Annotated in this window: 22 protein-coding genes and 3 tRNA genes; 17 read left to right on the top strand and 8 right to left on the bottom strand. The window is 72.8% G+C overall.

Going from position 1 to position 20,950, the window contains the following annotated elements:
• Positions 1-4: 4 nt before the first annotated feature.
• Together Aiant_RS13920 and Aiant_RS13915 are read right to left on the bottom strand one after the other, a co-directional pair.
• Positions 5-574, bottom strand: coding sequence for a hypothetical protein (locus Aiant_RS13920; protein ID WP_189334302.1), 570 nt, complete (start codon positions 572-574; stop codon positions 5-7).
• Positions 575-602: 28 nt separating this feature from the next.
• A complete protein-coding gene (locus Aiant_RS13915) occupies positions 603-1,211 on the bottom strand; it encodes a hypothetical protein (RefSeq protein ID WP_189334303.1) in 609 nt (202 codons plus the stop codon).
• 97 nt (positions 1,212-1,308) lie between these two features.
• Here Aiant_RS13915 and Aiant_RS13910 point away from each other — a divergent pair, with 97 nt between their 5' ends.
• Positions 1,309-2,760 (top strand): GGDEF domain-containing protein, encoded by a 1,452-nt coding sequence (locus tag Aiant_RS13910; RefSeq protein ID WP_189334304.1) that lies wholly within the window; start codon positions 1,309-1,311, stop codon positions 2,758-2,760.
• Here Aiant_RS13910 and Aiant_RS13905 read toward each other — a convergent pair.
• The 3 genes from Aiant_RS13905 to cbiE form a co-directional block, all read right to left on the bottom strand.
• Positions 2,738-3,466, bottom strand: coding sequence for a cobalt-precorrin-6A reductase (locus tag Aiant_RS13905; protein ID WP_189334305.1), 729 nt, complete (start codon positions 3,464-3,466; stop codon positions 2,738-2,740). The two genes, Aiant_RS13910 and Aiant_RS13905, sit on opposite strands and share 23 nt — an antisense overlap.
• A gap of 78 nt (positions 3,467-3,544) precedes the next feature.
• Complete coding sequence (cobM, locus tag Aiant_RS13900; protein WP_189334306.1) at positions 3,545-4,288, bottom strand: precorrin-4 C(11)-methyltransferase; 744 nt, start codon at positions 4,286-4,288, stop codon at positions 3,545-3,547.
• Positions 4,285-5,496 (bottom strand): precorrin-6y C5,15-methyltransferase (decarboxylating) subunit CbiE, encoded by a 1,212-nt coding sequence (gene cbiE, locus Aiant_RS13895; RefSeq protein WP_189334307.1) that lies wholly within the window; start codon positions 5,494-5,496, stop codon positions 4,285-4,287. The genes cobM and cbiE overlap by 4 nt, the downstream gene beginning before the upstream one ends.
• Before the next feature lie 128 nt (positions 5,497-5,624).
• Here cbiE and Aiant_RS13890 point away from each other — a divergent pair, with 128 nt between their 5' ends.
• From Aiant_RS13890 to Aiant_RS13880, 3 genes are read left to right on the top strand one after another with little or no spacing between them, the layout of a single operon-like run.
• Positions 5,625-7,265, top strand: a complete 1,641-nt coding sequence (locus Aiant_RS13890; RefSeq protein ID WP_245006655.1) for a ferredoxin reductase family protein — start codon at positions 5,625-5,627, stop codon at positions 7,263-7,265.
• 25 nt (positions 7,266-7,290) lie between these two features.
• On the top strand, positions 7,291-7,797 hold the full coding sequence (locus tag Aiant_RS13885; RefSeq protein WP_189334309.1) for an FMN-binding protein: 507 nt from the start codon (positions 7,291-7,293) through the stop codon (positions 7,795-7,797).
• A 32-nt stretch (positions 7,798-7,829) separates the two neighbouring features.
• Positions 7,830-8,555, top strand: a complete 726-nt coding sequence (locus Aiant_RS13880; RefSeq protein ID WP_189334466.1) for an FAD:protein FMN transferase — start codon at positions 7,830-7,832, stop codon at positions 8,553-8,555.
• On the opposite strand, the gene Aiant_RS13875 is transcribed toward Aiant_RS13880, so the two are convergent.
• Positions 8,552-9,718, bottom strand: a complete 1,167-nt coding sequence (locus Aiant_RS13875; RefSeq protein ID WP_189334310.1) for a GNAT family N-acetyltransferase — start codon at positions 9,716-9,718, stop codon at positions 8,552-8,554. The genes Aiant_RS13880 and Aiant_RS13875 overlap by 4 nt on opposite strands.
• Positions 9,719-9,882: 164 nt before the next feature.
• Between Aiant_RS13875 and Aiant_RS13870 the strand changes: the two genes are divergently transcribed.
• From Aiant_RS13870 to Aiant_RS13835, 8 genes are all read left to right on the top strand, one after another.
• Positions 9,883-9,954: transfer RNA gene (locus Aiant_RS13870), tRNA-Gly, on the top strand.
• Positions 9,955-9,992: 38 nt separating this feature from the next.
• Positions 9,993-10,063: transfer RNA gene (locus tag Aiant_RS13865), tRNA-Cys, on the top strand.
• Between the two features lie 13 nt (positions 10,064-10,076).
• Positions 10,077-10,148 (top strand) — tRNA-Val (locus Aiant_RS13860).
• A gap of 547 nt (positions 10,149-10,695) precedes the next feature.
• Positions 10,696-11,742, top strand: coding sequence for a sensor histidine kinase (locus Aiant_RS13855; RefSeq protein WP_189334311.1), 1,047 nt, complete (start codon positions 10,696-10,698; stop codon positions 11,740-11,742).
• Positions 11,720-12,175: a roadblock/LC7 domain-containing protein gene (locus Aiant_RS13850; protein WP_189334312.1), complete on the top strand. Its 456-nt coding sequence runs from the start codon at positions 11,720-11,722 to the stop codon at positions 12,173-12,175. Before Aiant_RS13855 ends, Aiant_RS13850 begins: the two co-directional genes overlap by 23 nt.
• Positions 12,176-12,188: 13 nt before the next feature.
• Positions 12,189-12,539, top strand: a complete 351-nt coding sequence (locus Aiant_RS13845) for a DUF742 domain-containing protein (protein ID WP_189334313.1) — start codon at positions 12,189-12,191, stop codon at positions 12,537-12,539.
• Positions 12,514-13,104: a GTP-binding protein gene (locus tag Aiant_RS13840; RefSeq protein WP_189334314.1), complete on the top strand. Its 591-nt coding sequence runs from the start codon at positions 12,514-12,516 to the stop codon at positions 13,102-13,104. Before Aiant_RS13845 ends, Aiant_RS13840 begins: the two co-directional genes overlap by 26 nt.
• Before the next feature lie 24 nt (positions 13,105-13,128).
• Entirely contained in the window at positions 13,129-14,382 is a 1,254-nt protein-coding gene (locus Aiant_RS13835) for a styrene monooxygenase/indole monooxygenase family protein (RefSeq protein WP_189334315.1), read from the top strand.
• 67 nt (positions 14,383-14,449) lie between these two features.
• Here Aiant_RS13835 and Aiant_RS13830 read toward each other — a convergent pair whose 3' ends face one another.
• Positions 14,450-14,869, bottom strand: coding sequence for a DUF8108 domain-containing protein (locus tag Aiant_RS13830; RefSeq protein WP_189334316.1), 420 nt, complete (start codon positions 14,867-14,869; stop codon positions 14,450-14,452).
• A 140-nt stretch (positions 14,870-15,009) separates the two neighbouring features.
• A complete protein-coding gene (locus tag Aiant_RS13825) occupies positions 15,010-15,531 on the bottom strand; it encodes a hypothetical protein (protein WP_189334317.1) in 522 nt (173 codons plus the stop codon).
• A 324-nt stretch (positions 15,532-15,855) separates the two neighbouring features.
• Here Aiant_RS13825 and Aiant_RS13820 point away from each other — a divergent pair, with 324 nt between their 5' ends.
• From Aiant_RS13820 to Aiant_RS13800, 5 genes are all read left to right on the top strand, one after another.
• The gene (locus tag Aiant_RS13820) at positions 15,856-16,620 is read left to right on the top strand and encodes a S1C family serine protease (RefSeq protein WP_229830924.1); all 765 of its coding nucleotides are present in this window, start codon (positions 15,856-15,858) and stop codon (positions 16,618-16,620) included.
• Positions 16,621-16,657: 37 nt separating this feature from the next.
• Entirely contained in the window at positions 16,658-17,650 is a 993-nt protein-coding gene (locus Aiant_RS13815; protein WP_189334319.1) for an AAA family ATPase, read from the top strand.
• A 160-nt stretch (positions 17,651-17,810) separates the two neighbouring features.
• On the top strand, positions 17,811-18,719 hold the full coding sequence (locus Aiant_RS13810) for a DUF58 domain-containing protein (protein WP_189334320.1): 909 nt from the start codon (positions 17,811-17,813) through the stop codon (positions 18,717-18,719).
• Complete coding sequence (locus tag Aiant_RS13805) at positions 18,716-19,684, top strand: VWA domain-containing protein (protein ID WP_189334321.1); 969 nt, start codon at positions 18,716-18,718, stop codon at positions 19,682-19,684. Before Aiant_RS13810 ends, Aiant_RS13805 begins: the two co-directional genes overlap by 4 nt.
• Positions 19,684-20,784 (top strand): VWA domain-containing protein, encoded by a 1,101-nt coding sequence (locus Aiant_RS13800; RefSeq protein WP_189334322.1) that lies wholly within the window; start codon positions 19,684-19,686, stop codon positions 20,782-20,784. The genes Aiant_RS13805 and Aiant_RS13800 overlap by 1 nt, the downstream gene beginning before the upstream one ends.
• Positions 20,785-20,950 lie beyond the last annotated feature (166 nt).

The following is a 20,950-nucleotide window of genomic DNA, read 5'->3' as shown; positions in this document are numbered from 1 at the left end:
CGGCTCAGCGCAGGCGGGGGAGTTCCTCCTGGGCGGCGGCGAGCCAGTCGAGGGCGTATTCGAGGTCGGTGGCGGCGGCGCGCCGGCGGTAGGAGCGGTCGGCGCGGGCGGACAGGGCGCAGGCTTCGATGCCGCGGCGCTGCCGGGCGTACCGGTAAGGGTCGTCGATCGGCGCGGGACCGTCCGGCGTGCCCCGCGCCGAGCGGATCCGCAGGCGGCGCAGGCCGGCTCGCAGCCCGGAGGTCGCCCAGACACCGGCCACCGCGATCCCGGCCAGTGGCAGCGGCCGGGTCGGGTCCGGGACCAGGAGCAGCAACGGGAGAACCACCAGTGCGCCGGCGGCCACCGCGGACAGGGCGGTCGGCCCGTCGGCGATGGGAGCCGCGACCCGGTAGCGGTCCGCCGCCGTGCGGATCTCCTGGCGCGCCTGGCCCAGCCGGGCGAAGCCCACCCGGTCCGGGCGGTCGGCCACCCAGTCCCGGCACTGCGCGTCGGTGACCGTCGCGGTCAGCTCCCGATCGAGATGGCGCAGGCGGGGCGCCACCCCACCCACGAACGGGTCATCGCGACTCACGACGCGCCCCGCACGGATGACGACGGCATCACGGCCATTGTTTCTCGAGGTCGTCCAGGTAGCGGTCCAGGCAGTCGATCGCCTGGCAGAGCAGCAGGTCGGCGTGGGCCAGGCGGCCGAGCACCGGATCCGCCGCGACCGCCCGGCGCAGCGCGGGGACGGGCCAGTTCGCCGATCCGGCGCGGCGCAGCGCCGCCGAGACCAACTGCCCGCGGGCCCGCTCCAGCGAAGCCGGCACCGCGATCAACCCGAGCCCGGGCGAGTCCGGCGGCGACGGCAGCGTGGGCGTAGCGCCCCGGGGCCGCACCTGCCGGGCCAGATACATCGTGAGGAGCAGCGCGGCGCCGCAGACGGCCAGTACGCCACCCGGTCCGGCTCCGGCCGCCCGGGCCAGCGCCGCGCCCCCGGCGGTCACCGCCGCCGTCATCAGGGTGGCCACCGCGAAGCGCCGCGAGGTGCTCCGCCGTGCGCCGGGCAGCTCGGCGAGGATGGCGTCGGCGGTGGCCAGGTGGGTGATGGCCGAGCGGATCCAGAACTGCTCGCGGTCGTCGGCCGCGCGGACGATCTCGGCCAGGCCGTCGGCGATCAGGGCGCGCACGGCAGCCAGTTCGGCGGGCAGCGCGCGGACCGGCGACATACTTGCAGCGTCGCATCGATGGGGCGGTTGTGAACTGTCGGGTTTCCGCAGCATCTGGATCGCTCATGTCGCGCGGGTCCCGGCCGATCGTCGGGCCGTGCGCAGAGAGTGGCTGTCGTTGCCGGCCGGGACCGTGGATCGCGCCCGCCTGGCCGCGGCGGGCATCGGCGGTCTCGCCATGATCATGCAGCTCGGCCAGGTCGGCAACGCGATGCGCTCGGTCGCCTTCGGCCGGCTCGCCGCGGCCGCGCTGATCACTCTGGTGGCTCTGGTCGTGCTGATCCACCGGCGCGGGCGGACCTCCTGGTGGTCCGTGCCGGTGATCCCGGTGCTGGTCACCGTCGCCGCCGCCGGCCTGAAGGACCCCCTGGCCGGCACCGCGCTCGCGGTCACCTCGCTGATCGTCTGCTCGCTCTACGACACGAACCGGCGCTGGCTCGCCCGGCTGCCCGGCGCGGTGGCCGCCATGCCGGCCGCCGTGGCGATCTCCCCGGACGTCGTCTCCCAGGCCACCTCCTGGCACTCCCCGTCGGTGCTCGGCCTGATCCCGCAGATCATCCTGATGGGCGTCCTGACCAGGGCGTTCTACGTGGGCCTGCGGCGCCAGGAGCGGACCGCCGTACGCGACGCGACGCTCGCCCGGGCCGGCCGGGAGCTGCTCGCCGTGACCGATGACGCCCAGATCCGCGAGATCGGCGAGCGGACCGCCGGCGAGCTGGTCCGGATGCACCCCGGGGTGGCGCTGCTGATCGCGTACCGGGACGCCGACGGCCTGACCGTCTCGTTCGCGCCGGGGGCCCCGGCCGAGCTGACCGGGTGGCGACCGGCCGGCCCGGCGCCCACCCCGGAGGAACTGTCCGCGCTGGTAGCGGGTTTCCGGGACTGGCACGTCGATGGGCTCGGCGGGGAACCGGAGACCACCCCGGTGCTGATGGTGGTCGGTGGCCGGCGGCCGGTACCGATCGAGGTGGTGGACGCCTTCCGCAGCCTGTCCTACCAGGTCATGCTCGCCGGCGAGGCGGTGCAGGCCCGGGTCGAGCTGGATTACCGGGCGCACCACGACCACCTGACCGGCCTGCCGACCCGCGCGAAGTTCCTGCGCGCGGCCGGCGCCGCGGTGGCCGGCGGCGGCCCGGTCGCGCTGCTCAACATCGACCTTGACGGCTTCAAGCGGGTCAACGACGAGCACGGGCACGCGGCCGGTGACGAACTGCTGGTCGCGATCGCCGGGCGGATCGCCGCGGCGGCCGGCCGGCAGGGGGTGGCGGCGCGGTTCGGCGGCGACGAGTTCGCGCTGCTGCTGACCGGCTTCGACGACGTGGACGCGGTGCTCCGGCAGGCCCGCGAGCTCTGCGCCGACCTCGGCGTGCCGGTCGGGCTGGCGGCCGGCACGGTGCGGGTCGGCGCCAGCGTCGGCGTCGCCCTGGCCGAGCCCGGCGTCTCCGTCACCGACCTGCTGCGCCACGCCGACCTGGCGATGTACGCCGCCAAGGCGGGCGGCAAGAACCGCGTGGTCCGTTACGGCGTCACCGAGACGATCGCCGTCTGATCCACGCGGCGGCGGCGTCCGCGCTGGTCACGGTCGCGGCCGCGGGCACGGCCGGCCGATCCACCAGCAGCACCGGTACGCCCGACTCCCGCGCCGCCACCAGTTTCGCGTCCGAGCCGCCGCTGTCCTTGGTGACCAGCACGTCGATCCGGTGCCGGTCGAGCAGCTCGCGTTCGCCCGCCACGGTGAACGGCCCCCGGTCGAGCAGCACCTCCAGCCGCCTCGGCGCGGGCGGGGCAGGCGGCTCCACCGAGCGGGCCAGGAACCAGCACTCGTCCAGCCCGGCGAAGGCCCCGATGCCCTGCCGCCCGGTGGTCAGGAAGACCCGGCGCCCGATCCGGGGAAGCACGGCGGCCGCCTCGTCGAGGGACGCGACCCGGTGCCACACATCGCCCGGCGACGCGGTCCAGGCCGGCCTTTGCAAGATCATTATCGGTACGCCGGCAGCCGCCCCCGCCGTGACCGCATGCCGGGTCATCGTCGCCGCGAACGGGTGCGTCGCGTCGACCAGCACGTCGATCCGCTGCTCGGCGAGGTAGCCGGCCAGCCCGTCCGCCCCGCCGAACCCGCCCACCCGGACGTCCCCGGCCGGCAGTCGCGGCGCGCTGGTCCGACCGGCCAGCGAGGTGATCACCGTGTGCTCGCCGGCCAGCAGCCCGGCCAGCTCACGTGCCTCGGTGGTGCCGCCGAGGATCAGGACCTTCACGAGCGTGCCTCGGTGGTGCCGCCGAGGATCAGGACCTTCACGAGCGTGCCTCGGTGGTGCCGCCGAGGATCAGGACCGTCACGACCGGCAGCGATTCGCGGAGTACAGGTGGCTGTCCGGGAACTGGCCGGCGGTCAGCGCGGCACCCACCACGATCACCGCGGTCCGCTTGATCCCGGCGGCCTTGACCTGTTCCGCGATGTCGGCGAGCGTGCCCCGGACGATCAGCTCGTCCGGCCGGCTGGCCCGGGCCACCACGGCGACCGGGCAGTCCGCGCCGTACGCCCCGACCAGCTCGGCGACCACCGCGTCGATCCGCTGCACGGCCAGGTGCAGCACCATGGTGGCCCGGCTGCGGCCGAGCGTGGCCAGGTCCTCGCCGGGCGGCATGGCGGTGGCCCGTTCCGCGGTCCGGGTGAGGATCACCGTCTGGGCCACCTCGGGCACGGTGAACTCGCGGCCCAGCGCGGCGGCCGCCGCGGCGAAGGCGGGTACGCCGGGGGTGACGTCGTAGGGCACCCCGGCCGCGTCGAGCCGGCGCATCTGCTCGGCGACCGCGCTGAACACCGACGGGTCACCGGAGTGCAGCCGGGCCACGTCCTCGCCGCGCCCGGTGGCGGCGACCATCTCGGCGATGATCTCGTCGAGGGTGAGGTTCGCGGTGTCCACCAGGCGGGCGCCGGGCGGGCAGGCGTCCAGCAGCTCGGCGGGGACCAGGCTGCCCGCGTACAGGCAGACCGGGGCCTCGCCGAGCAACCGGTGGCCGCGCAGCGTGATCAGGTCGGCGGCGCCGGGACCGGCGCCGATGAAATGTACGGTCATCGGGTTACCGCCCAGATCGTCACCGGCATGAAGGATCGCCAGCCGGTGAAACCACCCACCGGCGAGCTGCGCTGCACCGTCAGGCGGGTCAGCTCCCCGCCCAGTCTCGCGTACGCCGCGGCCAGCACCGCCTCCGACTCCACGGTGACCGCGTTGGCCACCAGGCGGCCGCCCGGGCGCAGCGCGTCCAGGCAGCGGTCCAGCACGCCGTCCCGGGTCAGGCCACCGCCGATGAACACGGTGTCCGGGGCGGGCAGGCCGTCCAGGGCGTCCGGGGCGCGGCCGTGCACGATCCGCAGGCCGGGCACCCCGAGCGCGGCGGCGTTCGCGGTGATCGTGGCGACCCGGCCGGCGTCCGGCTCGATCGCGATCGCGCGGCAGGCCGGATGGCTGCGCAGCCACTCGATGCCGATGCTGCCGGAGCCGGCCCCCACGTCCCAGAGCAGCGCGCCCGGGGTGGGCGCCAGCGCGGCCAGGGTCACCGCGCGCACCTCGCGCTTGGTCAGCTGGCCGTCCGACTCGTACGCGTCGTCGGGCAGGCCGGGAACCACCGCGACCGGCGGACCGGCACCGCACTCGACGGCGATCACGTTCAGCGGGTCGCCCGGCGGCATCGCCCAGTCGCCGGCCGCGCCCACGAGCCGGCGCTCGTCCGCGCCGCCGAGCTGCTCCAGGACGGTGAGCTGCGCTTGCGGGTAGCCACGGGAGGTGAGGTAGGCCGCGACGGCGGCGGGGGTGCCGGCGCCCGCGGACAGGATCAGCAGGCGGCGCCCCGGGTTGAGCGCCCGGCCCAGCGCCGCGACCGGGGCGGTGACCAGGCTGACCACGTCGGTGCGGGCCAGGTCCCAGCCGAGCCGGGCGGCGGCCAGCGACACCGAGGACGGGTGCGGGACGACGCGCAGCCGGTCCGGGCCGAGCAGGCGGGACAGGGTCGCGCCGATGCCGTGGAACATCGGGTCGCCGCTGGCCAGGACGCAGACGCGGCGGTCGCGCTCGGCCTCGATCAGGTCCGGCAGGGCGGGGAGCAGCGGGGACGGCCAGGCTCGCCGCTCGGCGGTGACCTCGGGCGGGAGCAGGGCCAGCTGGCGGGGGCCGCCGAAGATCACTTCGGCGTCGTGGAGCAGGGCTCTGGTCGTACCGGAAAGGTCGTGGAATTGACCGGCGCCGATCCCGACGACGGTGACCACCGGGAGGTTGTCGAGACGCACCCGGAGAACCTATCCCGTCCCGGGATCCGGAAATTTCCGGTCGGTGGTTGAGCCATCCGGGAGCCAGGTGCGTACGCATTCCTGACGGCTCCGAAAGGCGGGCGCCGTGGACTGGTGAGCGGGTGAGGATGATGGCCATTCCGGCCTTCCAGGACCAGCGCGAGCGGCCGGACGACGACGACGGCTACTTCGCTGACCTGCGCGACTCCCGGAACGACTGGGACTCGCCGTCGAACTCCTATGCTCGCCCGACCTGGAACGGGCCGTCGCATGCGGCGGAACGTCCCTCCTGGGACAACCTGCCGGACTGGCCGGAGCCGGAGCCCACCCCGCTGTCCGCGCCCGCCGACCCCTACCGGCGCGACGCCATCGTGGTCGAGTCGAACACCTCGCCGACCGGCTGGAAAGCAGGCACCGGCTTCCCGATGCCGGAGGACGACCGGCCGCCGGCCGAGGCCACCTCGGGCAACCGGCTCTTCACCGTGCTGCTGTTCTTCTCCGGCCTGGCCACCAGCGTCGCGCTCTGGCTGTTCGACACCCAGGCCGGCGCGGTCGGCGACACCGCCTCGCTGATGCTGGCCACCGGCCGGGTCACCGGCCTGGTCGGCGGCTACCTGCTCTTCATCCAGCTGCTGATGATGAGCCGGGTCTCCTGGCTGGAGGAGTGGGTCGGCTCCCGGGACCTGCTCCGCTGGCACCGCTGGCTGGGCACCTCGCTGCTGGTCGCGGTGCTCGCGCACATCGTCACGATCGTCTACGGGTACGCCCTGCTCGCCGAGACCCCGGTCGTCGACCAGGCGTGGAGCGTGATCACCACGTTCCCCGAGATGATCAGCGCGACCGTGGCGACCGGCCTGCTGGTGCTGCTCTCGTTCACCTCGATCCGCTGGCTGCGCACCCACCTGCCGTACGAGTTCTGGCACCTGATCCACCTCACCGGTTACCTGGTCCTGCTGCTCGGTTACGGCCACCAGGTCGCCACCGGCGCGGACCTGAGCGGCCGGTTCGCCTCCTACTTCTGGCCCGGCCTGGGCGCGCTCGTGCTGGCCGCGCTGGTCTGGGGCCGGATCGTCGAGCCGGTCTGGCTGAACGCCCGGCACCGCTTCAGCGTGGCCGAGGTGGTGGCCGAGGGGGCCAACACGTTCTCCATCTACATCGCCGCGAAGAACCTGGAGAAGCTGCCCGCGCAGGCCGGCCAGTTCATGCGCTGGCGGTTCCTGAACGCCAACGGCTGGTGGCAGTCGCACCCGTTCTCGCTCTCCGCCGCGCCGAACAAGGACTGGCTGCGGCTGACCGTGACCGTGGCCGGCCGGCACACCGCCAAGCTGGGCGAGCTGCGGCCGGGCACGCCGGTCTGGGCGGAGGGCCCGTTCGGCACGTTCACCGCGCAGCGGCGGACCCGGCGCCGGGCGCTGCTGATCGCCGGTGGCAGCGGGATCGCGCCGATCCGGGCGCTGCTCGAGGACATGCCGCCTGACACCATCGTGATCTACCGGGCCAGCCGGCCGGACGAGCTGGTGTTCCGCGCCGAGCTGGAGGAGCTGGCCGAGGAGCGGGACGCCTGGGTGCGCTACATCGTCGGGTCCCGGACCGATCCGGGTCCGCGGCGGCTGTTCACCGAGGACGGGCTGCGCGGCCTGGTGCCGGACGTGAACCGGCGGGACGTGTACCTCTGCGGTCCGCCCGGGCTGGTGAACGCCGCGGTCGCGACGCTGAAGCAGCTCGACGTGCCGGATAGCCAGCTCCACCTCGACCCGTTCGAATTCTGATCCCCGACTCTTGGGAGTTTCCGCCATGCGCCGTAGTACCGCAGCAGCCGTGGGCACCCTCACCGGTGCTGCCCTGATCCTCGGGGTTCGTCTGAGCGTGCAGCCCGCGGCCGCCCCGGTGGAGGCCGCGCCGGCCGCCCAGGAGGTGACCGAGGAGCCGGCCCCGCCGGCTTCGTCCGCCTCGAAGAAGCCGGCGGACAAGAAGCCCGGCGACAAGAAGAAGACCGCCGAGCCGACCGAGGAGTCCTCCGCCGGTCTCGAGAACGGCACCTACAAGGGCAAGGCCGTGCAGAATCCGTACGGCACGGTCCAGGTCACCATCAAGGTGGCCGGCGGGAAGGTCACCAGTGCCAACGCGACGTTCCCGAAGAACGGCTACAGCGGCACGATCAACCCGAACGCGGTGAGCAAACTCAACCAGGAGACCCTGAAAGCGCAGAGCGCCGACGTGGACACGGTCTCCGGCGCCACCATCACCAGCGGGTCGTACAAGACCTCCCTCCAAGCCGCCCTGGACGCCGCCGGGGCGTAACGTGCTTCACCGTGCGCCACGTCGAACACGTCATGGGTACGGTCGTCAGCATCGACATCGCCGACGATCTGCCCGAGGAGCGGCTGCGTGAGCTGATCGCCGGGACCTGCGAGTGGCTGCACGAGGTGGACGCGCGGTTCAGCACGTACAAGGAGGACAGCGAGGTCAGCCGGCTGCGCCGGGGTGAGCTGACGCCCGCACAGGGCTCCGGCGACCTGCGCCTGGTCCTGGACCGCTGCGCCGACCTGTGGCGGGAGACCGACGGGTACTTCGACGCGTACGCCGGTGGCCCGCTCGACCCGTCCGGTTACGTGAAGGGCTGGTCCGTCGAGGTGGCCTCGGCCCGGCTGGCCGCGGCCGGCTCGACCCGGCACCACATCAACGCGGGCGGTGACATCCGGATGCGCGGCGCCGCGCCCGGTGGCGGCCCGTGGCGGGTCGGCATCCGGCATCCGTGGCAGGAGGACAAGCTCGCCTGGGTGCTCGCCGTCCGGGAGGGCGCGGTGGCCACCTCCGGCACCTATGAGCGGGGCGCGCACGTCTGGAACCCGCGGACCGGGCAGCCGGCGACCGGTCTGCGGTCGGTCACCGTGGTCGGCCCGGACCTGGCGGTGGCCGACGCCTATGCCACCGCGGCGCTGGCGATGGGGGAGCCGGGGCTGAGCTGGCTGGCCCAGCGGGTCACCGACGGGTACGAGTCGGCGGCGGTGACCGAGGACGGCCGCGCTTTCACCTCGCCGGGCCTCCCGGTCGCCTAGAAGTCGGCGAACATGGAGGGGACCCGGCGCGGGAACAGCTCGTCCAGCCGCGGCTCCCACTCGCCCAGGCCGCGCAGGAACACCTCGGAGGCGTCCAGCACCCCGTAGGCCAGCGCACTGAACCCGGCCGCGGTGAGCGTCACCGACGGCGTCCCGCCCGATTTCACGGTCAGCCGGCCGTCGTCCGCACCCAGCTGCCACACGCCGCCGATCAGCTCGTCGCCGGTCACCTCCACGGTCACCGAGCCGCTGCCCGCCTCGCTGCCGGCCAGCGCGGGCACGTCGAGCACCCGGACCATCGGCGCGTTCTTCACCGGGTTGTCGACGGTGGCGGTGACCGTCACCGCCATGTCGGTGCCCCACAGCTCGGGCAGCTCGTCCGCGCCGACCAGCAGCTCGATGCCGCTCACCTGGTCGACGTGCCGGGCCAGGAACTGAAGCAGCAGCGCGCGCCCGAGCGGGCCGGTGCTGAACAGGTTCGACGCGACGAGGTCACCGCCGTGCTTGTCGATCCGATATCGCAGGCCGCCGACCACCTCGTCGCCGGCCCGGGCCAGCGCGATCCACACCGGCTCCTCCCGGAGCAGCCCGGTGCGCGTCTCGTCGAAGACGGCGAACCCGTGCCGCTCGCGCAGCAGACGGTGGGTCAGCGCGTCGTAGTCGTCGAACCCCTCGCGGCCCGGCAGCCGCCGCACCGAGCCGGGCAGCTCCCGCCGCAGCAGGTCACCGAGCCCGGCCGGGGTGAACCGGGCCACCCGCACCCGGGGAATCCCGACATAGCCGAACCTCGCATAGAAACTCGGCCGGAACGGATAGAGCGCACTGACCGCGGCGCCCTCCGCACGGGTCTGCCGCAGCAGCCGCTCCAGCAGCTGCCGGACCACCCCCTGCCGCCGCGCCTGCGGGTGTGAGGTGACCGACGCGATCCCGGCCATGTCCTGCACCAGGCCGCGCACATTCTGCCGCATCGGCAGGGCCGCGGCGCAGGCCAGCGTCTCGCCGCCGGCCTCGGCGACCAGCATCGTGGAGGTCTCGAAGAACGGCGCGTTGGCCCGGTGCCTCGCCTCCTCCTCGGGCTCGGCGGGGGAGGGGAGCCAAGCGTAGGCCTGGAGCGGGAACATGGTGGCGGTCCGCTCGGCGGCGCTGATCTGCCGGATCTGCATGCCTCCATCCAATCGGACCCGCGCCCCGCCCCGCGCGCCCATTTTCCCGCCTGTGGACAACGGCGCGTCCGCCCTGGTCACGACACGCCGGGGGACCCCGGTTTGGCGTAGGCGCAGGTGACCGGCTATGGTTTTCTCCGTCGCCAGGGACACCGGGCGACAACGCGGAAGTGGCGCAGTGGTAGCGCATCACCTTGCCAAGGTGAGGGTCGCGGGTTCGAATCCCGTCTTCCGCTCGGAGAGGCCTTCACAGGTAACCGTGCGGGGCCGACTCGGTGGAGTGGCCGAGAGGCGAGGCAACGGCCTGCAAAGCCGTGTACACGGGTTCAAATCCCGTCTCCACCTCGCATCACAGTGCGGGCGATTGGCGCAGCGGGAGCGCGCTTCCTTGACACGGAAGAGGTCACTGGTTCGATCCCAGTATCGCCCACGAGATGGCAGGGGCCCCTGTGTCCGCGGATTGCGCGGACCGGGGGCCCTCTCGTTTTGTCTGCTCCGGGGGCCGAGCCCCCGGAAACCCCACGGTGCGGTGGTCGCGGCCGGTTCGCCGCCGCCGGGTCCGCCGACGGGGATCCGTCACTCGGGCTTCGCCCTCGGTCCGTGGCTTCCGGTCCGCTCGCGACTTTTCGGTACGAGGTCAGGTCGGCCGGCTTGCCCGCTGGGGTGTGGGTGGCTCCGCGGACCCCGAGGTCGCGGGCGGCGCGACACCCAGGCGCCGGATGGGCGTCGTCGGCGCCCGGTATGACCTGGACGCCGGCAAGGTCACTGTGCTCGGCCGGCCGTCTCGGCAGGATCAGGGCCCGTCCGTCACGGACGGGCCTTTGTCGTTTTCAGCGCTTCGGGGCACTCAAACCTGTGAGGTACTAGCGCGACTCAGGCGATAGCCAGTCCGACAATCGGGCAGGTACGGTACAGACCTCGTAGCCGGTGATCTTCTTCCGATTCGATAGGACAGAAGGCTGATTGGGGAGCAATCCATGCCCGAGCCAGGCCGCTGGTGGAGCAGGCTGCGACGACGCGGCTCCCAGCCGGTCGAGCCCACGGCCGCGCCGGCCGCGGAACCGGTGGCGAAACCGGATCCCTGGCGCCCGGTCGCCGGTGAGTTCGCCCTCCGGCTGCTCACTCTTACGTGGGAAGCGGTTCATCACATCGGGGAGGCCGAATTCCGCGAGCAGGACGCCGAACGGCGCACCATCCTGTTCCGGATCGACCACTCGGTCACCCGGGTCCGCCGCCTCGCGGAGAACCTGCGGGTGCTCACCGGCGAGCCGCTCGACGACCCGGACCGGCAGATCACCTCGCTGCACGACGTGGCGCACGCGGCCGGCGCCGCGGTCGAGCACTACGAGCGGCTGCACTTCGGCCCGATGGTCGATCTCGCGGTCGCCGCGGTCGCCGCCGACGACGTGATCCGGATCCTCACCGAGCTGATCGACAACGCCGACCGCTACTCGCCGCCGACCGAGCCGGTCACCATCGCCGCGCACCTGACCGGCGACGGTGACGTGGTGATCCGGGTGGAGGACAACGGGATCGGCCTGAACCCGGCGCACGTCCCGTGGCTGGAGCGGCTGCTGGCCGGCCCGGACGGCCCGGACGCCGCCGAGCTGCGCCCCGCCCACCTGGGCCTCACGGTGGCCGCCGTGCTCACCCACCGGCACCGCTCGCTGCGGGTGCGGCTGGTGCCCCGGCAGCCCCGCGGCACCGTGGCGATGCTGCTGATCGGCGCGGACCTGCTCTGCGAGACGCCGCAGCCGGCGCCGGAGCCCAAGCCGGCGCCGACGCCGAACCATCAGAACGACGTGACCATGGTGCTGCCGGTCCAGACCAGGCCGGCGCCGATGCCCCGCCGGGTGCCGGCCAGTGTCCGCGGGACCACCCCGCCACCGCCCCCGGTCACCACCCAGGTCCACCGGACCGCCTGGCACGACGACGCCGCGGACTTCAACGCCGGCGTCGACGCCGCCCGTGCACGAGCCCTCCAGAAACAGAAGGACCCTGATGACCGACTACCGCAACCCTGACGGCCAACCGGACGTCTCCTGGCTGATCGGCCAGCTAGTCCGTGAGGTCCCGACCATCACCGCGGTCGTCCTGGTCTCCGCGGACGGCCTGCAACTCGCCTCCTCCGGCCACCTCAGCCGGGAGCACGCGGAGAGCGTCGCCGCGCTCGCCGCCGGCTTCCTCGGCATCACCGGCCAGCTCGGCGGCCTGCTGCAACTCGGCGCCCCGGAGAACCTGAGCATCCGCTATCCGCACGGCCACCTGGCGTTCCTGCGGATCGACGACCAGGCCGGCGAGTTCGTCGCCGCGCTGCTGGTGTCGGCACAGCCGCAGACCCAGATCGGCCACCTCGGGTACGCCATGACCACCTTCAGCCAGGCGGTCGGGCACGCGCTCACCCCGGAGGCCCGGCACGCCCTGCATCAGGGCACGTTGCCCGCACCGGCTCGCTGATCGGAGGCCCCGCATGGCCCGCAGGCCGGGGCTGCACTGGAAGGTGCGCCCGTACATGACCGCGAACCGGCGGTCCGGCAACCGCAACCCACTGTTGATCCACACCCTGGTGTCCACCGGCAACCGGTACGACCCGGTGCTCGCCGCCAGTCTGGCCCCGGCCACCCGCTCGCTCTACGAGCAGGCCCGCCGGATGTGCTCGGTGGCCGAGCTCTCGGCGGCCTGCGGGCTGCCGCTCGGCCTGACCCGGCTGCTGATCAACGACCTGCTCAAACTCGGTCAGCTCGTCGTGCACGAGGCCCGGCCGTCCCAAGACTTGGCGCTCCTGGAGAAACTTCGTGCAGGCCTACTCCGACTTACCTGACGGCACGCGGAACGGCGAGGTCAGCAGCGCCAAGATCGTCATCGCCGGGGGCTTCGGCGTGGGCAAGACCACCGCGGTCGAGGCCATCTCGGAGATCCCCGCGATCCGCACCGAGTCCTGGATGACCGCGGCCGCCGCTCAGATCGACCGGCTCGACCCCGGCATCGACAAGGTCACCACCACCGTCGCGATGGACTTCGGCCGGGTCACCATCGACGACTCGCTCGTCCTCTACCTGTTCGGCACGCCCGGCCAGCCCCGGTTCTGGCCGATGTGGGACGACCTGGTCCGGGGCGCGGTCGGCGCGCTGGTCCTGGTCGACACCAACAATCTGGAGAACTCGTTCGCCGCGGTCAACTACTTCGAGAACGACGCCGACGTGCCCTGGCTCGTCTGCGTGAACCTGTTCCACGGCGTGCAGACCCACGACCTGGCCGAGGTCCGCGAGGCGCTCACCCTGCCCGCGCACATCCCGTTGATCGCCGGTGACATCCGCGACGCCCGCAACGTCGCCCACGCCCTGCTGGCCGTCGTGAACCACGCGACGGCACAGGCCATCGGATAGACAGCACCACAGGAGGCACCCCCCATGCGCAAGATCCTCATCGTGGGAGCCGGCCAGGCCGGTCTCCAACTGGCGCTCAGCCTGCGGGCCGAGGGCTACGACGTCACCCTGATGTCCGCGCGTACCCCGGAGGAGATCCGGACCGGCTGGCCCACCTCGACCCAGGCCATGTTCGACCTGGCCCTGAACACCGAGCGGGCCTACGACCTGAACCACTGGGACAACGTCACCCCGCCGATCCACGGGCTGCGCGTCCAGCTCGCCGCCCCGCCCGGGAACCTGGCCCTGGCCTTCAACGGGAAGCTTCAGCGCCCGGCCCAGTCCACCGACCAGCGGATCAAGATGGCCCGCTGGCTGGAGGACGCCGAGGAGCGCGGCGTCGAGGTGATCTACAACGCGGCCACCACCCAGGACCTGGACGCGATCACCCAGCTCGGCCGGTACGACCTGACCGTGGTCGCGGCCGGCAAGGGTGACCTGGTCGCGATGTTCGACCGGGACCCGGAGCGCTCGCCGTACACCGAACCGCAGCGTGGCCTGGCTGTCGCCTACGTGCACGGCCTGGAGCCGGACCCGGAGTGGCCGGACCCGCACGTCGGTTTCCACGCGCTGCCCGGTCTCGGCGAGCTGTTCGTGATCCCCGGCCTGACCCACTCCGGCCCCTGCGACATCCTGTTCTGGGAGGCGATCCCGGGCGGCCCGCTGGACCGCTGGGCCGGGCACCCCGGCCGGATGGACCCCGAGCAGCACCTGCGCCTCACCCTCGAGCTGATCCGGGAGAACCTGCCCTGGGTCGCCGCGCGCGCGGCGAACGTGCGGCTCACCGATGCCAAGGCGACCCTGCACGGCCGCTACACCCCGACGGTCCGCCGCCCGGTCGCCCACCTGCCCGGCGGCGGCAAGGTGCTCGGCCTGGCCGACGTGGTGATCGCCAACGACCCGATCACCGGCCAGGGCAGCAACACCGCCGCCAAGGCCGCCGACCACTACCTGCGGGCCATCCTGGCGCGCGGCGAGCAGCCGTTCGACGAGCAGTGGATGACCGAGACGTTCGAGGGCTTCTGGACCGGGCACGGCGCCGCGGTCACCGGCTGGACCAACGCCATGCTCCAGCCGCTCCCGCCGCACGTCCAGCAGCTGCTCGGCGCCGCCTCGCAGAACGAGCGGATCGCCGCCCGCTTCGCGGCCGGCTTCGTCGACCCGAACGACTTCCTCAACTGGTTCGTCGACCCGGAGAAGGCCACCGCCTATCTCGCGGAGGTCGGCACCGCCGGTTAGACCGGTTTCCGGTACGCCCGCCAGGCGCGTCCACGGTGGACGCGCCTGCGCCGGCGCCCGCCGTCGATCAGAGGCCTCGCCTGCGGTTCCAGTCGTAGACGTACCAGGCGTAGACGATGTTCCCCAGGCCGTACGTGAACAGGGCCAACAGGATGTGCACGCCGACGGAGTTCCGTTTGCGCAGCCCGTAACCGTGCGCGAAGGCCATGGCGCTGGTGTTGTTCTGGATCACGATCTGCGGCGCCGGCGCGGCGTACTGCGGCGGGTAGGGCTGGTGCGGGTACTGCTGGGCCGGATACGGCTGCGGCGGATAGTGCTGTGCTGGATACGGCTGCGGCGGGTATTGCTGCGGATACCCGGGGACCGGGGGAGCGCCGTATTGCGGCGGGTACTGCTGCGCCTGATATCCGGGTGCCGGCGAGTAACCGGGCGGGGGTGCGTAGCCGCCGTACGGGGGCGGGTCATCGGGCGGAATCGGGTGGGACACGGCGGCACTCCAGTAATTTATTTAAGTTTAAAAAAGCAGACTAATGATCTCCTCGACCCCTCGCGGTCGTCCCGACGGCCAGTTCGGCTCGGTCGAACAGCCAGGAGGCGCGCCCGCCGCGAGCGCGCCTCCGCGTCCGGTCAGGTGCCGGTCGTACCGGTGGCGCCGGTGGCCGCGTCGTCCTGCGTGCTGCCCTGGTCCTGGGTGCCGCCCTGCGGCCCGGTCCGACCCGACTGCCCGGACTGGTCGCTCTGGCCGTCCTGGCCGGGCATGCCGCCGCCGAAGCCGCCGCCCGGCATGCCACCGCCACCGGGCCCGCCGCCCTGCTGCTGGGTGACACCGGCCGAGCCGGTGCCGCCGGTCGCGGCCATGACTCCGGCCGTGATCCCGGAGCTGGCGACCGCGGTGGCCAGCACCGCGGCGATCAGGATGGTCCTCGGGCTACGGGGCCTCCTGCGCTTCGCGGTGGTGGCGGCCGGTGGCGTCCAGGTCCCGGCCGGCTGCGCGGCGCCGCCGATCTCCAGGATCGGGCCGGTTCGCGTCCATTCCGGAGCGGTCGGCACGACCTCGGCGGGCTCGGCCGCCGCCGTGGCGGGCTCGGACCACGGGTCACGCGGGGGAAGGGTGCTGACCGGCGCGGTGGCGTCCTCGGGCTTGGTCATCGGATGGCTCCTCAGCTCGTCGGGAAACCCAGCGTCACCAGCCGGACTGTGGGAATCCTGTCGCCGATGCAGGCGTCCGCTGTCAAAGCCGGGGATCACAGATAACGAAGCGATATACCCGATTTGCAGGGCGATGGCGGATCTTGCGTACCGGAAACCATTAGGGCACTCATGGGGAATTCTTAGAAATCGCTTGTAGCGTCAAGAAATGTTGAGTGTGGCGGTCGTGCCGTGATGACCGTGCTCCGGCCGGACGGCTCCGACCCACCGGAGCCGGCCGTGGAGGAGCCGACCCCAAGCCGTCTGAGCAGCCTTAACACTCCCGTGCGACGCCGCCGGGCACTGATCGCCCTGATCGCGGTCTGGGCCGTGGTGATCACCTGGGTGGCGTTCACCCGCGGCGGTGACGACACCGAGCCGAAAGCCGCCGTCAAACCCTCCCCGTCCGCGTCCCCGGGCCCGCTCACCGTCAGCGAGGTCTACCAGACGGTGCTCCCGTCGGTGGTGCTGATCCAGACCACCGGCCACGACGCGAAACAGGCCGCCGAGTCGGCCACCGGCACCGGCGTGATCGCGAACGAGGACGGCTCCGTGCTGACCGCGTTCCACGTGGTCGACGGCGCCGAGACGATCACGCTGACCTACACCGACGGCACCACCTCGTCCGCCAAGGTCACCGCCCGGAACCCGGCGCTGGACATCGCCACCCTGACCCCGGAGAAACTGCCCGGGACGCTGGTCCCCGCGGTGCTCGGCGGCGGCGTCGAGGTCGGCGACCCGGTGGTGGCGATCGGCAACCCGCTCGGCCTGACCGCGTCCACCACCAGCGGCGTCGTCTCCGGCCTCGACCGCAAGCTGAGCCGGGACAGGCAGAACGACATCGCCGGGCTGATCCAGTTCGACGCGGCGGTCAACCCGGGCAGCTCCGGCGGCCCGCTGATCAACGACCAGGGCCAGGTGGTCGGCATCGTGGTGGCCCTGGCGAACCCGACCGACGCCGGCACCTTCATCGGCATCGGGTTCGCCGTGCCGATCGGCGCGGCCCTGGGCGGCGGTGACAACGGCCCCGGCCGGGCGCCGCCGCTGTGACGGCACGACAAGCACAACCGAACCGAGGGACGGACTCATGAGCTGGACCGACGCCCCGCCCGCCTCCGCCGGACCGATCGAGAAGGTGCTCTACGAGGTCAAGAAGACCATCGTGGGCCAGGACATCCTGCTCGAACGCCTGATCGTGGCGCTGCTCGCCCGCGGCCACATTCTGGTCGAGGGGGTGCCCGGCCTGGCCAAGACGCTCGCCGTGAAATCCCTGGCCACCGCGATCGGCGGGGACTTCCACCGGGTCCAGTTCACCCCCGACCTGGTGCCGGCGGACATCGTCGGCACCCGGATCTACCACCAGCCCACCGGCGAGTTCCAGGTGCAGCTCGGCCCGGTCTTCACCAACCTGCTGCTGGCCGACGAGATCAACCGGGCGCCGGCGAAGGTGCAGAGCGCGCTGCTGGAGACGATGCAGGAGCGGCAGGTCACCATCGGCCGGGAGACCCACAAGCTGCCCGACCCGTTCCTGGTCATGGCCACCCAGAACCCGATCGAGAACGAGGGCGTCTATCCGCTGCCCGAGGCGCAGATCGACCGGTTCATGATGAAGGTGGTGATCGGATACCCGAGCCCGACCGAGGAGTTCGTGGTGGTCGAGCGGGCGCTCACCCCGCCCGCCGTGATCCAGCGGATCATCGACCCGGCCACCCTGACCGGTCTCCAGCAGGCCGCCGACCAGGTGTACGTGGATCCCTCCCTGATCGAGTACGCGGTGCAGGTGGCCAACGCCTCCCGCGACCCGGCCCGGGTCGGCCTCAGCGACCTGGCCCGTTACGTCACGTTCGGCGCCAGCCCGCGCTCCTCGATCAGCCTGGTGCTCGCCGCCCGCGCCCTGGCGTACATCCGCAGCCGGGAGTACGTGATCCCGGAGGACCTCTCCGACCTGGCCCTGGATGTGATGCGGCACCGGATGGTCCTCTCCTACGAGGCGCTCTCCGACGACGTCACCGCCGACCTGATCCTCTCCAAGATCTTGGCGAACCTGCCGTTCCCGGAGCCCGCCGGCCGGGGACGCTGAGCCCGATGAGTGAGCTTGCGAGCGAGTCCATGGGCACAGTTGTCAGCTCATCGCGGCGCCGGAGCGGAGCGGAGGTGGCGCCGGTGAGTGAGCTTGCGAGCGAGTCCATGGGCACAGTTGTCAGCTCATCGCGGCGCCGGAGCGGAGCGGAGGTGGCGCGATGAGCGGCCCTCCCGAACGGCTGCTGCGGCGCCTGGAGTGGCGGCTCGGCCGCCGCCTCGACGGGCGGTTGCAGGGCAGCTACCGCACGGTCTGGCACGGCGCCGGGATCGACTTCACCGACCTGCGCGCCTACACGCCGGAGGACGACGTCCGGCACATCGACTGGAACGTGACGGCGCGCCTGGACGAGCCGTTCGTCCGGCAGTACACCGAGGACCGTGAGCTCACCGCGTGGCTGGTGGTGGACAAGTCGGCCTCGATGCGGTTCGGCGCGCACGAGGGCAAGGACTCGGTCGCCACCGAGCTGGCGGTCAGCCTGGCCAAACTGGTGTCGCAGGGCGGCAACCGGGTGGGCGCGATCCTGTTCGACAACGCCGTGCAGCGGGTCATCCCGCCGCGCACCGGCCGCGACCAGATCCTGCGCATCGCCCAGGAACTGCTGAAACCGTCCCCGGCGGCGGCGAAGCCGGCGAGGTCCGGGCGGCCGGCCGCCACCACCGACCTGTCCGCGATGTTCCACCTGGCCGCGAAGACCACCGCCACCCGGCGCAGCCTGATCTTCCTGATGTCCGACTTCATCGGCGACCCGGGCTGGGACCGCCCGCTCGGCATGCTCACCCACCGGCACGAGGTGGTGGTCATCCGGATCGTCGACCCGGCCGAGCTGGACCTGCCCGACCTCGGGCTGATCCTGGTCGAGGACGCCGAGACCGGCGAGCAACTGCTGGTCGACACCAGCGACCCGCTGCTGCGCGGCCGCCTGGCGGGCCAGGTCGACGCCCGCGAGGCCGAGCTGGCCGACGCGATGCGCCGGGCCGGGGTCGCCGCCCACCGGATCACCACCGACCAGGACCTGCTCTCCGCCCTGGTCCAGATGGTGCGGACCGCCGGGCAGGTGCGCCGATGAGCTTTCATTATCCGCTGGTCCTGGTGGTCGCGGCGCTGGCGACCGGCGGCGCGATCGCCGCGTACGTCGCGCTGCAACGCCGCCGCTCCGCGGCGCTGAGATCCGCCGGTTTCGGCACGCTGGTGGGCGGGGGCCTGCGGCGCCATTTGCCGTACGCCCTGCTGCTCGCCGCCCTGCCCATCCTCCTGGTCGGGCTGGCCCGGCCGCAGGCGCAGGTCGCCGTGCCACGAGTCTCCGGCACCGTGCTGCTGGCCTTCGACATCTCGAACAGCATGGCCGCCACCGACGTGACGCCGACCCGGCTGGCCGCCGCCCAGGCCGCCGCGACCCAGTTCGTCGAGGCGCAGCCGGACAGTGTGGACGTCGGGGTGCTGGTCTTCGGTGACACCGCGCTGCTCACCCAGGCACCGACCGACGACCATGCCGCCGCGGCCGCCGCCATCGGGCGGGTGCGGCCCAGCGGCGGCACCTCGCTCGGTCAGGCCATCCTGGTCGGGCTGGGCACCATCACCGGCAAACCGGTCAGCCTGCCGGAGAACGGCGCGGCGCCGGACACCAGCACGCTCGGCTACTGGCCGTCGGCCACCATCGTGATCTTCTCGGACGGCGAGAACACCGGCGGGCCGGACGTCGAGGCCGCCGCCGAGCTGGCCGCCGCAGCCGGGGTGCGGATTCAGACCGTCGGCGTCGGCACCGCCCGCGGCGTGCCCGTCGAGGTCGACGGCTACCAGCTGAACACCGCACTGGACGAGAGCACGCTGACCGCGGTCGCGCAGGTCACCGGCGGGTCGTACCACGCGGCCGGTGACTCGGACACGCTCAACGACACCACCAAGTCGATCGACCTGCGCCTGACCACGAAGAAGGAGCCGCTGGAGCTGACCGCCCCGTTCGCCGGGGCCGCGCTGCTGCTGCTCGCGCTCGGCGGCCTGCTCGGCTCCCGCTGGCACGGAAGGATCGTGTGATGTCGTTCCACTGGCCGTGGGCGCTGGCCGCACTCCTGGTCGTCCCGCTGCTGCTGGCCGCCCGCTGGTGGCTGAACCGGCGCCGGAAACGCACCGCCGTGACCGTCTCCAGCGTGGCGCTGATCCGGGCCGCGCTGCCCGGGCGGTCCGCCTGGCGCCGTCGCGTCCCGGTCCACCTCTTCCTGGCCGGCCTGCTGGCGCTGGCCGGCGCCCTGGCCCGGCCGCAGGCCCGGGTCGCGGTGCCGGCCAACAACACCTCGATCCTGCTGGCCATCGACGTCTCCGGCTCGATGTGCAGCACCGACGTGCAGCCCAACCGGCTGGCCGCGGCGACCGACGCGGCCCGCGAGTTCGTCGAGTCGCAGGACGACGGCACCAAGATCGGGCTGGTCGCGTTCTCCGGCATCGCCGGCCTGCTGGTCACCCCGACCACCGACAAGGACCAGCTGCTCGACGCGATCGACACCCTGAAGACCGCCCGCGGCACCGCGATCGGCCAGGCCATCCTCACCTCGATCGACGCGATCGCGGAGATGAACCCGGACGTCGCCACCACCGGGGTGGACCTGGGCGACGCCGCGCCCGGCCCGAACGCGCCGGGCGCCTACGAGCCGGACACCATCGTGGTGCTCACCGACGGCTCGAACACCACCGGCGTCGACCCGGTGACCGCCGCCGAGCAGGCGGCGGCGCGTCGGGTGCGGGTCTTCACGATCGGCTTCGGCACCACCGAGCCGTCCCAGATGGTCTGCACCGCCGACCAGGTCAGCGGCGATTCGTTCATGGGTGGCGGCGGATTCCCCGGCGGCTTCCCGGGCGGCGGTGGCCGGGGCCGGGTCCAGGAGATCGACGAGGACGCGCTCACCCAGGTCGCCGACCTCACCGGCGGGCGCTACTTCAAGGCGCAGGACGCCGACGAGCTGAACGGCGTGCTCGCCGACCTGCCCAAGGAGATCGGCCTGCACACGGAGGACGTCGAGGTCAGCTTCTGGTTCGTGCTGGCCGGCGCGCTGCTGGTGGTCACCGGCGCCGGGCTGTCCCTGTGGTGGAACCGGGGCCCGCTCCCGGCCCGCCGACGGCCACCGGCTACGTCCGCGTGACCCATCCCGGTTGACCGGCCCGATCACGGGCATGCCTTCTCGCCGAGCCGCGCGGGTCCCCGAGCTTGATCATCTGAACGGCGCCCGGTTCCGGCCGGCCGCCCGGTGCCGCCCGGCCCTGCGGGCTGACCCGGCCGGACGTTTCACCGGCGCGGACCGATCGAAC

Origin of the sequence: Actinoplanes ianthinogenes, from assembly GCF_018324205.1 — a bacterium.
Lineage (GTDB): Bacteria > Actinomycetota > Actinomycetes > Mycobacteriales > Micromonosporaceae > Actinoplanes > Actinoplanes ianthinogenes.
Note: the sequence above shows the minus strand (reverse complement) of the source record. Positions and strands in the feature narration are given on the sequence as shown.

Excerpts from the sequence above, each read along its gene's own strand:
- Aiant_RS13915 (WP_189334303.1), bottom strand. The coding sequence starts at position 1,211 with ATGTCGCCGGTCCGCGCGCTGCCCGCCGAACTGGCTGCCGTGCGCGCC.
- cobM (WP_189334306.1), bottom strand. The coding sequence starts at position 4,288 with ATGACCGTACATTTCATCGGCGCCGGTCCCGGCGCCGCCGACCTGATC.
- Aiant_RS13890 (WP_245006655.1), top strand. The coding sequence starts at position 5,625 with ATGATGGCCATTCCGGCCTTCCAGGACCAGCGCGAGCGGCCGGACGAC.
- Aiant_RS13885 (WP_189334309.1), top strand. The coding sequence starts at position 7,291 with ATGCGCCGTAGTACCGCAGCAGCCGTGGGCACCCTCACCGGTGCTGCC.
- Aiant_RS13880 (WP_189334466.1), top strand. The coding sequence starts at position 7,830 with ATGGGTACGGTCGTCAGCATCGACATCGCCGACGATCTGCCCGAGGAG.
- Aiant_RS13875 (WP_189334310.1), bottom strand. The coding sequence starts at position 9,718 with ATGCAGATCCGGCAGATCAGCGCCGCCGAGCGGACCGCCACCATGTTC.
- Aiant_RS13855 (WP_189334311.1), top strand. The coding sequence starts at position 10,696 with ATGCCCGAGCCAGGCCGCTGGTGGAGCAGGCTGCGACGACGCGGCTCC.
- Aiant_RS13850 (WP_189334312.1), top strand. The coding sequence starts at position 11,720 with ATGACCGACTACCGCAACCCTGACGGCCAACCGGACGTCTCCTGGCTG.
- Aiant_RS13845 (WP_189334313.1), top strand. The coding sequence starts at position 12,189 with ATGGCCCGCAGGCCGGGGCTGCACTGGAAGGTGCGCCCGTACATGACC.
- Aiant_RS13835 (WP_189334315.1), top strand. The coding sequence starts at position 13,129 with ATGCGCAAGATCCTCATCGTGGGAGCCGGCCAGGCCGGTCTCCAACTG.
- Aiant_RS13825 (WP_189334317.1), bottom strand. The coding sequence starts at position 15,531 with ATGACCAAGCCCGAGGACGCCACCGCGCCGGTCAGCACCCTTCCCCCG.
- Aiant_RS13815 (WP_189334319.1), top strand. The coding sequence starts at position 16,658 with ATGAGCTGGACCGACGCCCCGCCCGCCTCCGCCGGACCGATCGAGAAG.
- Aiant_RS13810 (WP_189334320.1), top strand. The coding sequence starts at position 17,811 with ATGAGCGGCCCTCCCGAACGGCTGCTGCGGCGCCTGGAGTGGCGGCTC.
- Aiant_RS13805 (WP_189334321.1), top strand. The coding sequence starts at position 18,716 with ATGAGCTTTCATTATCCGCTGGTCCTGGTGGTCGCGGCGCTGGCGACC.
- Aiant_RS13800 (WP_189334322.1), top strand. The coding sequence starts at position 19,684 with ATGTCGTTCCACTGGCCGTGGGCGCTGGCCGCACTCCTGGTCGTCCCG.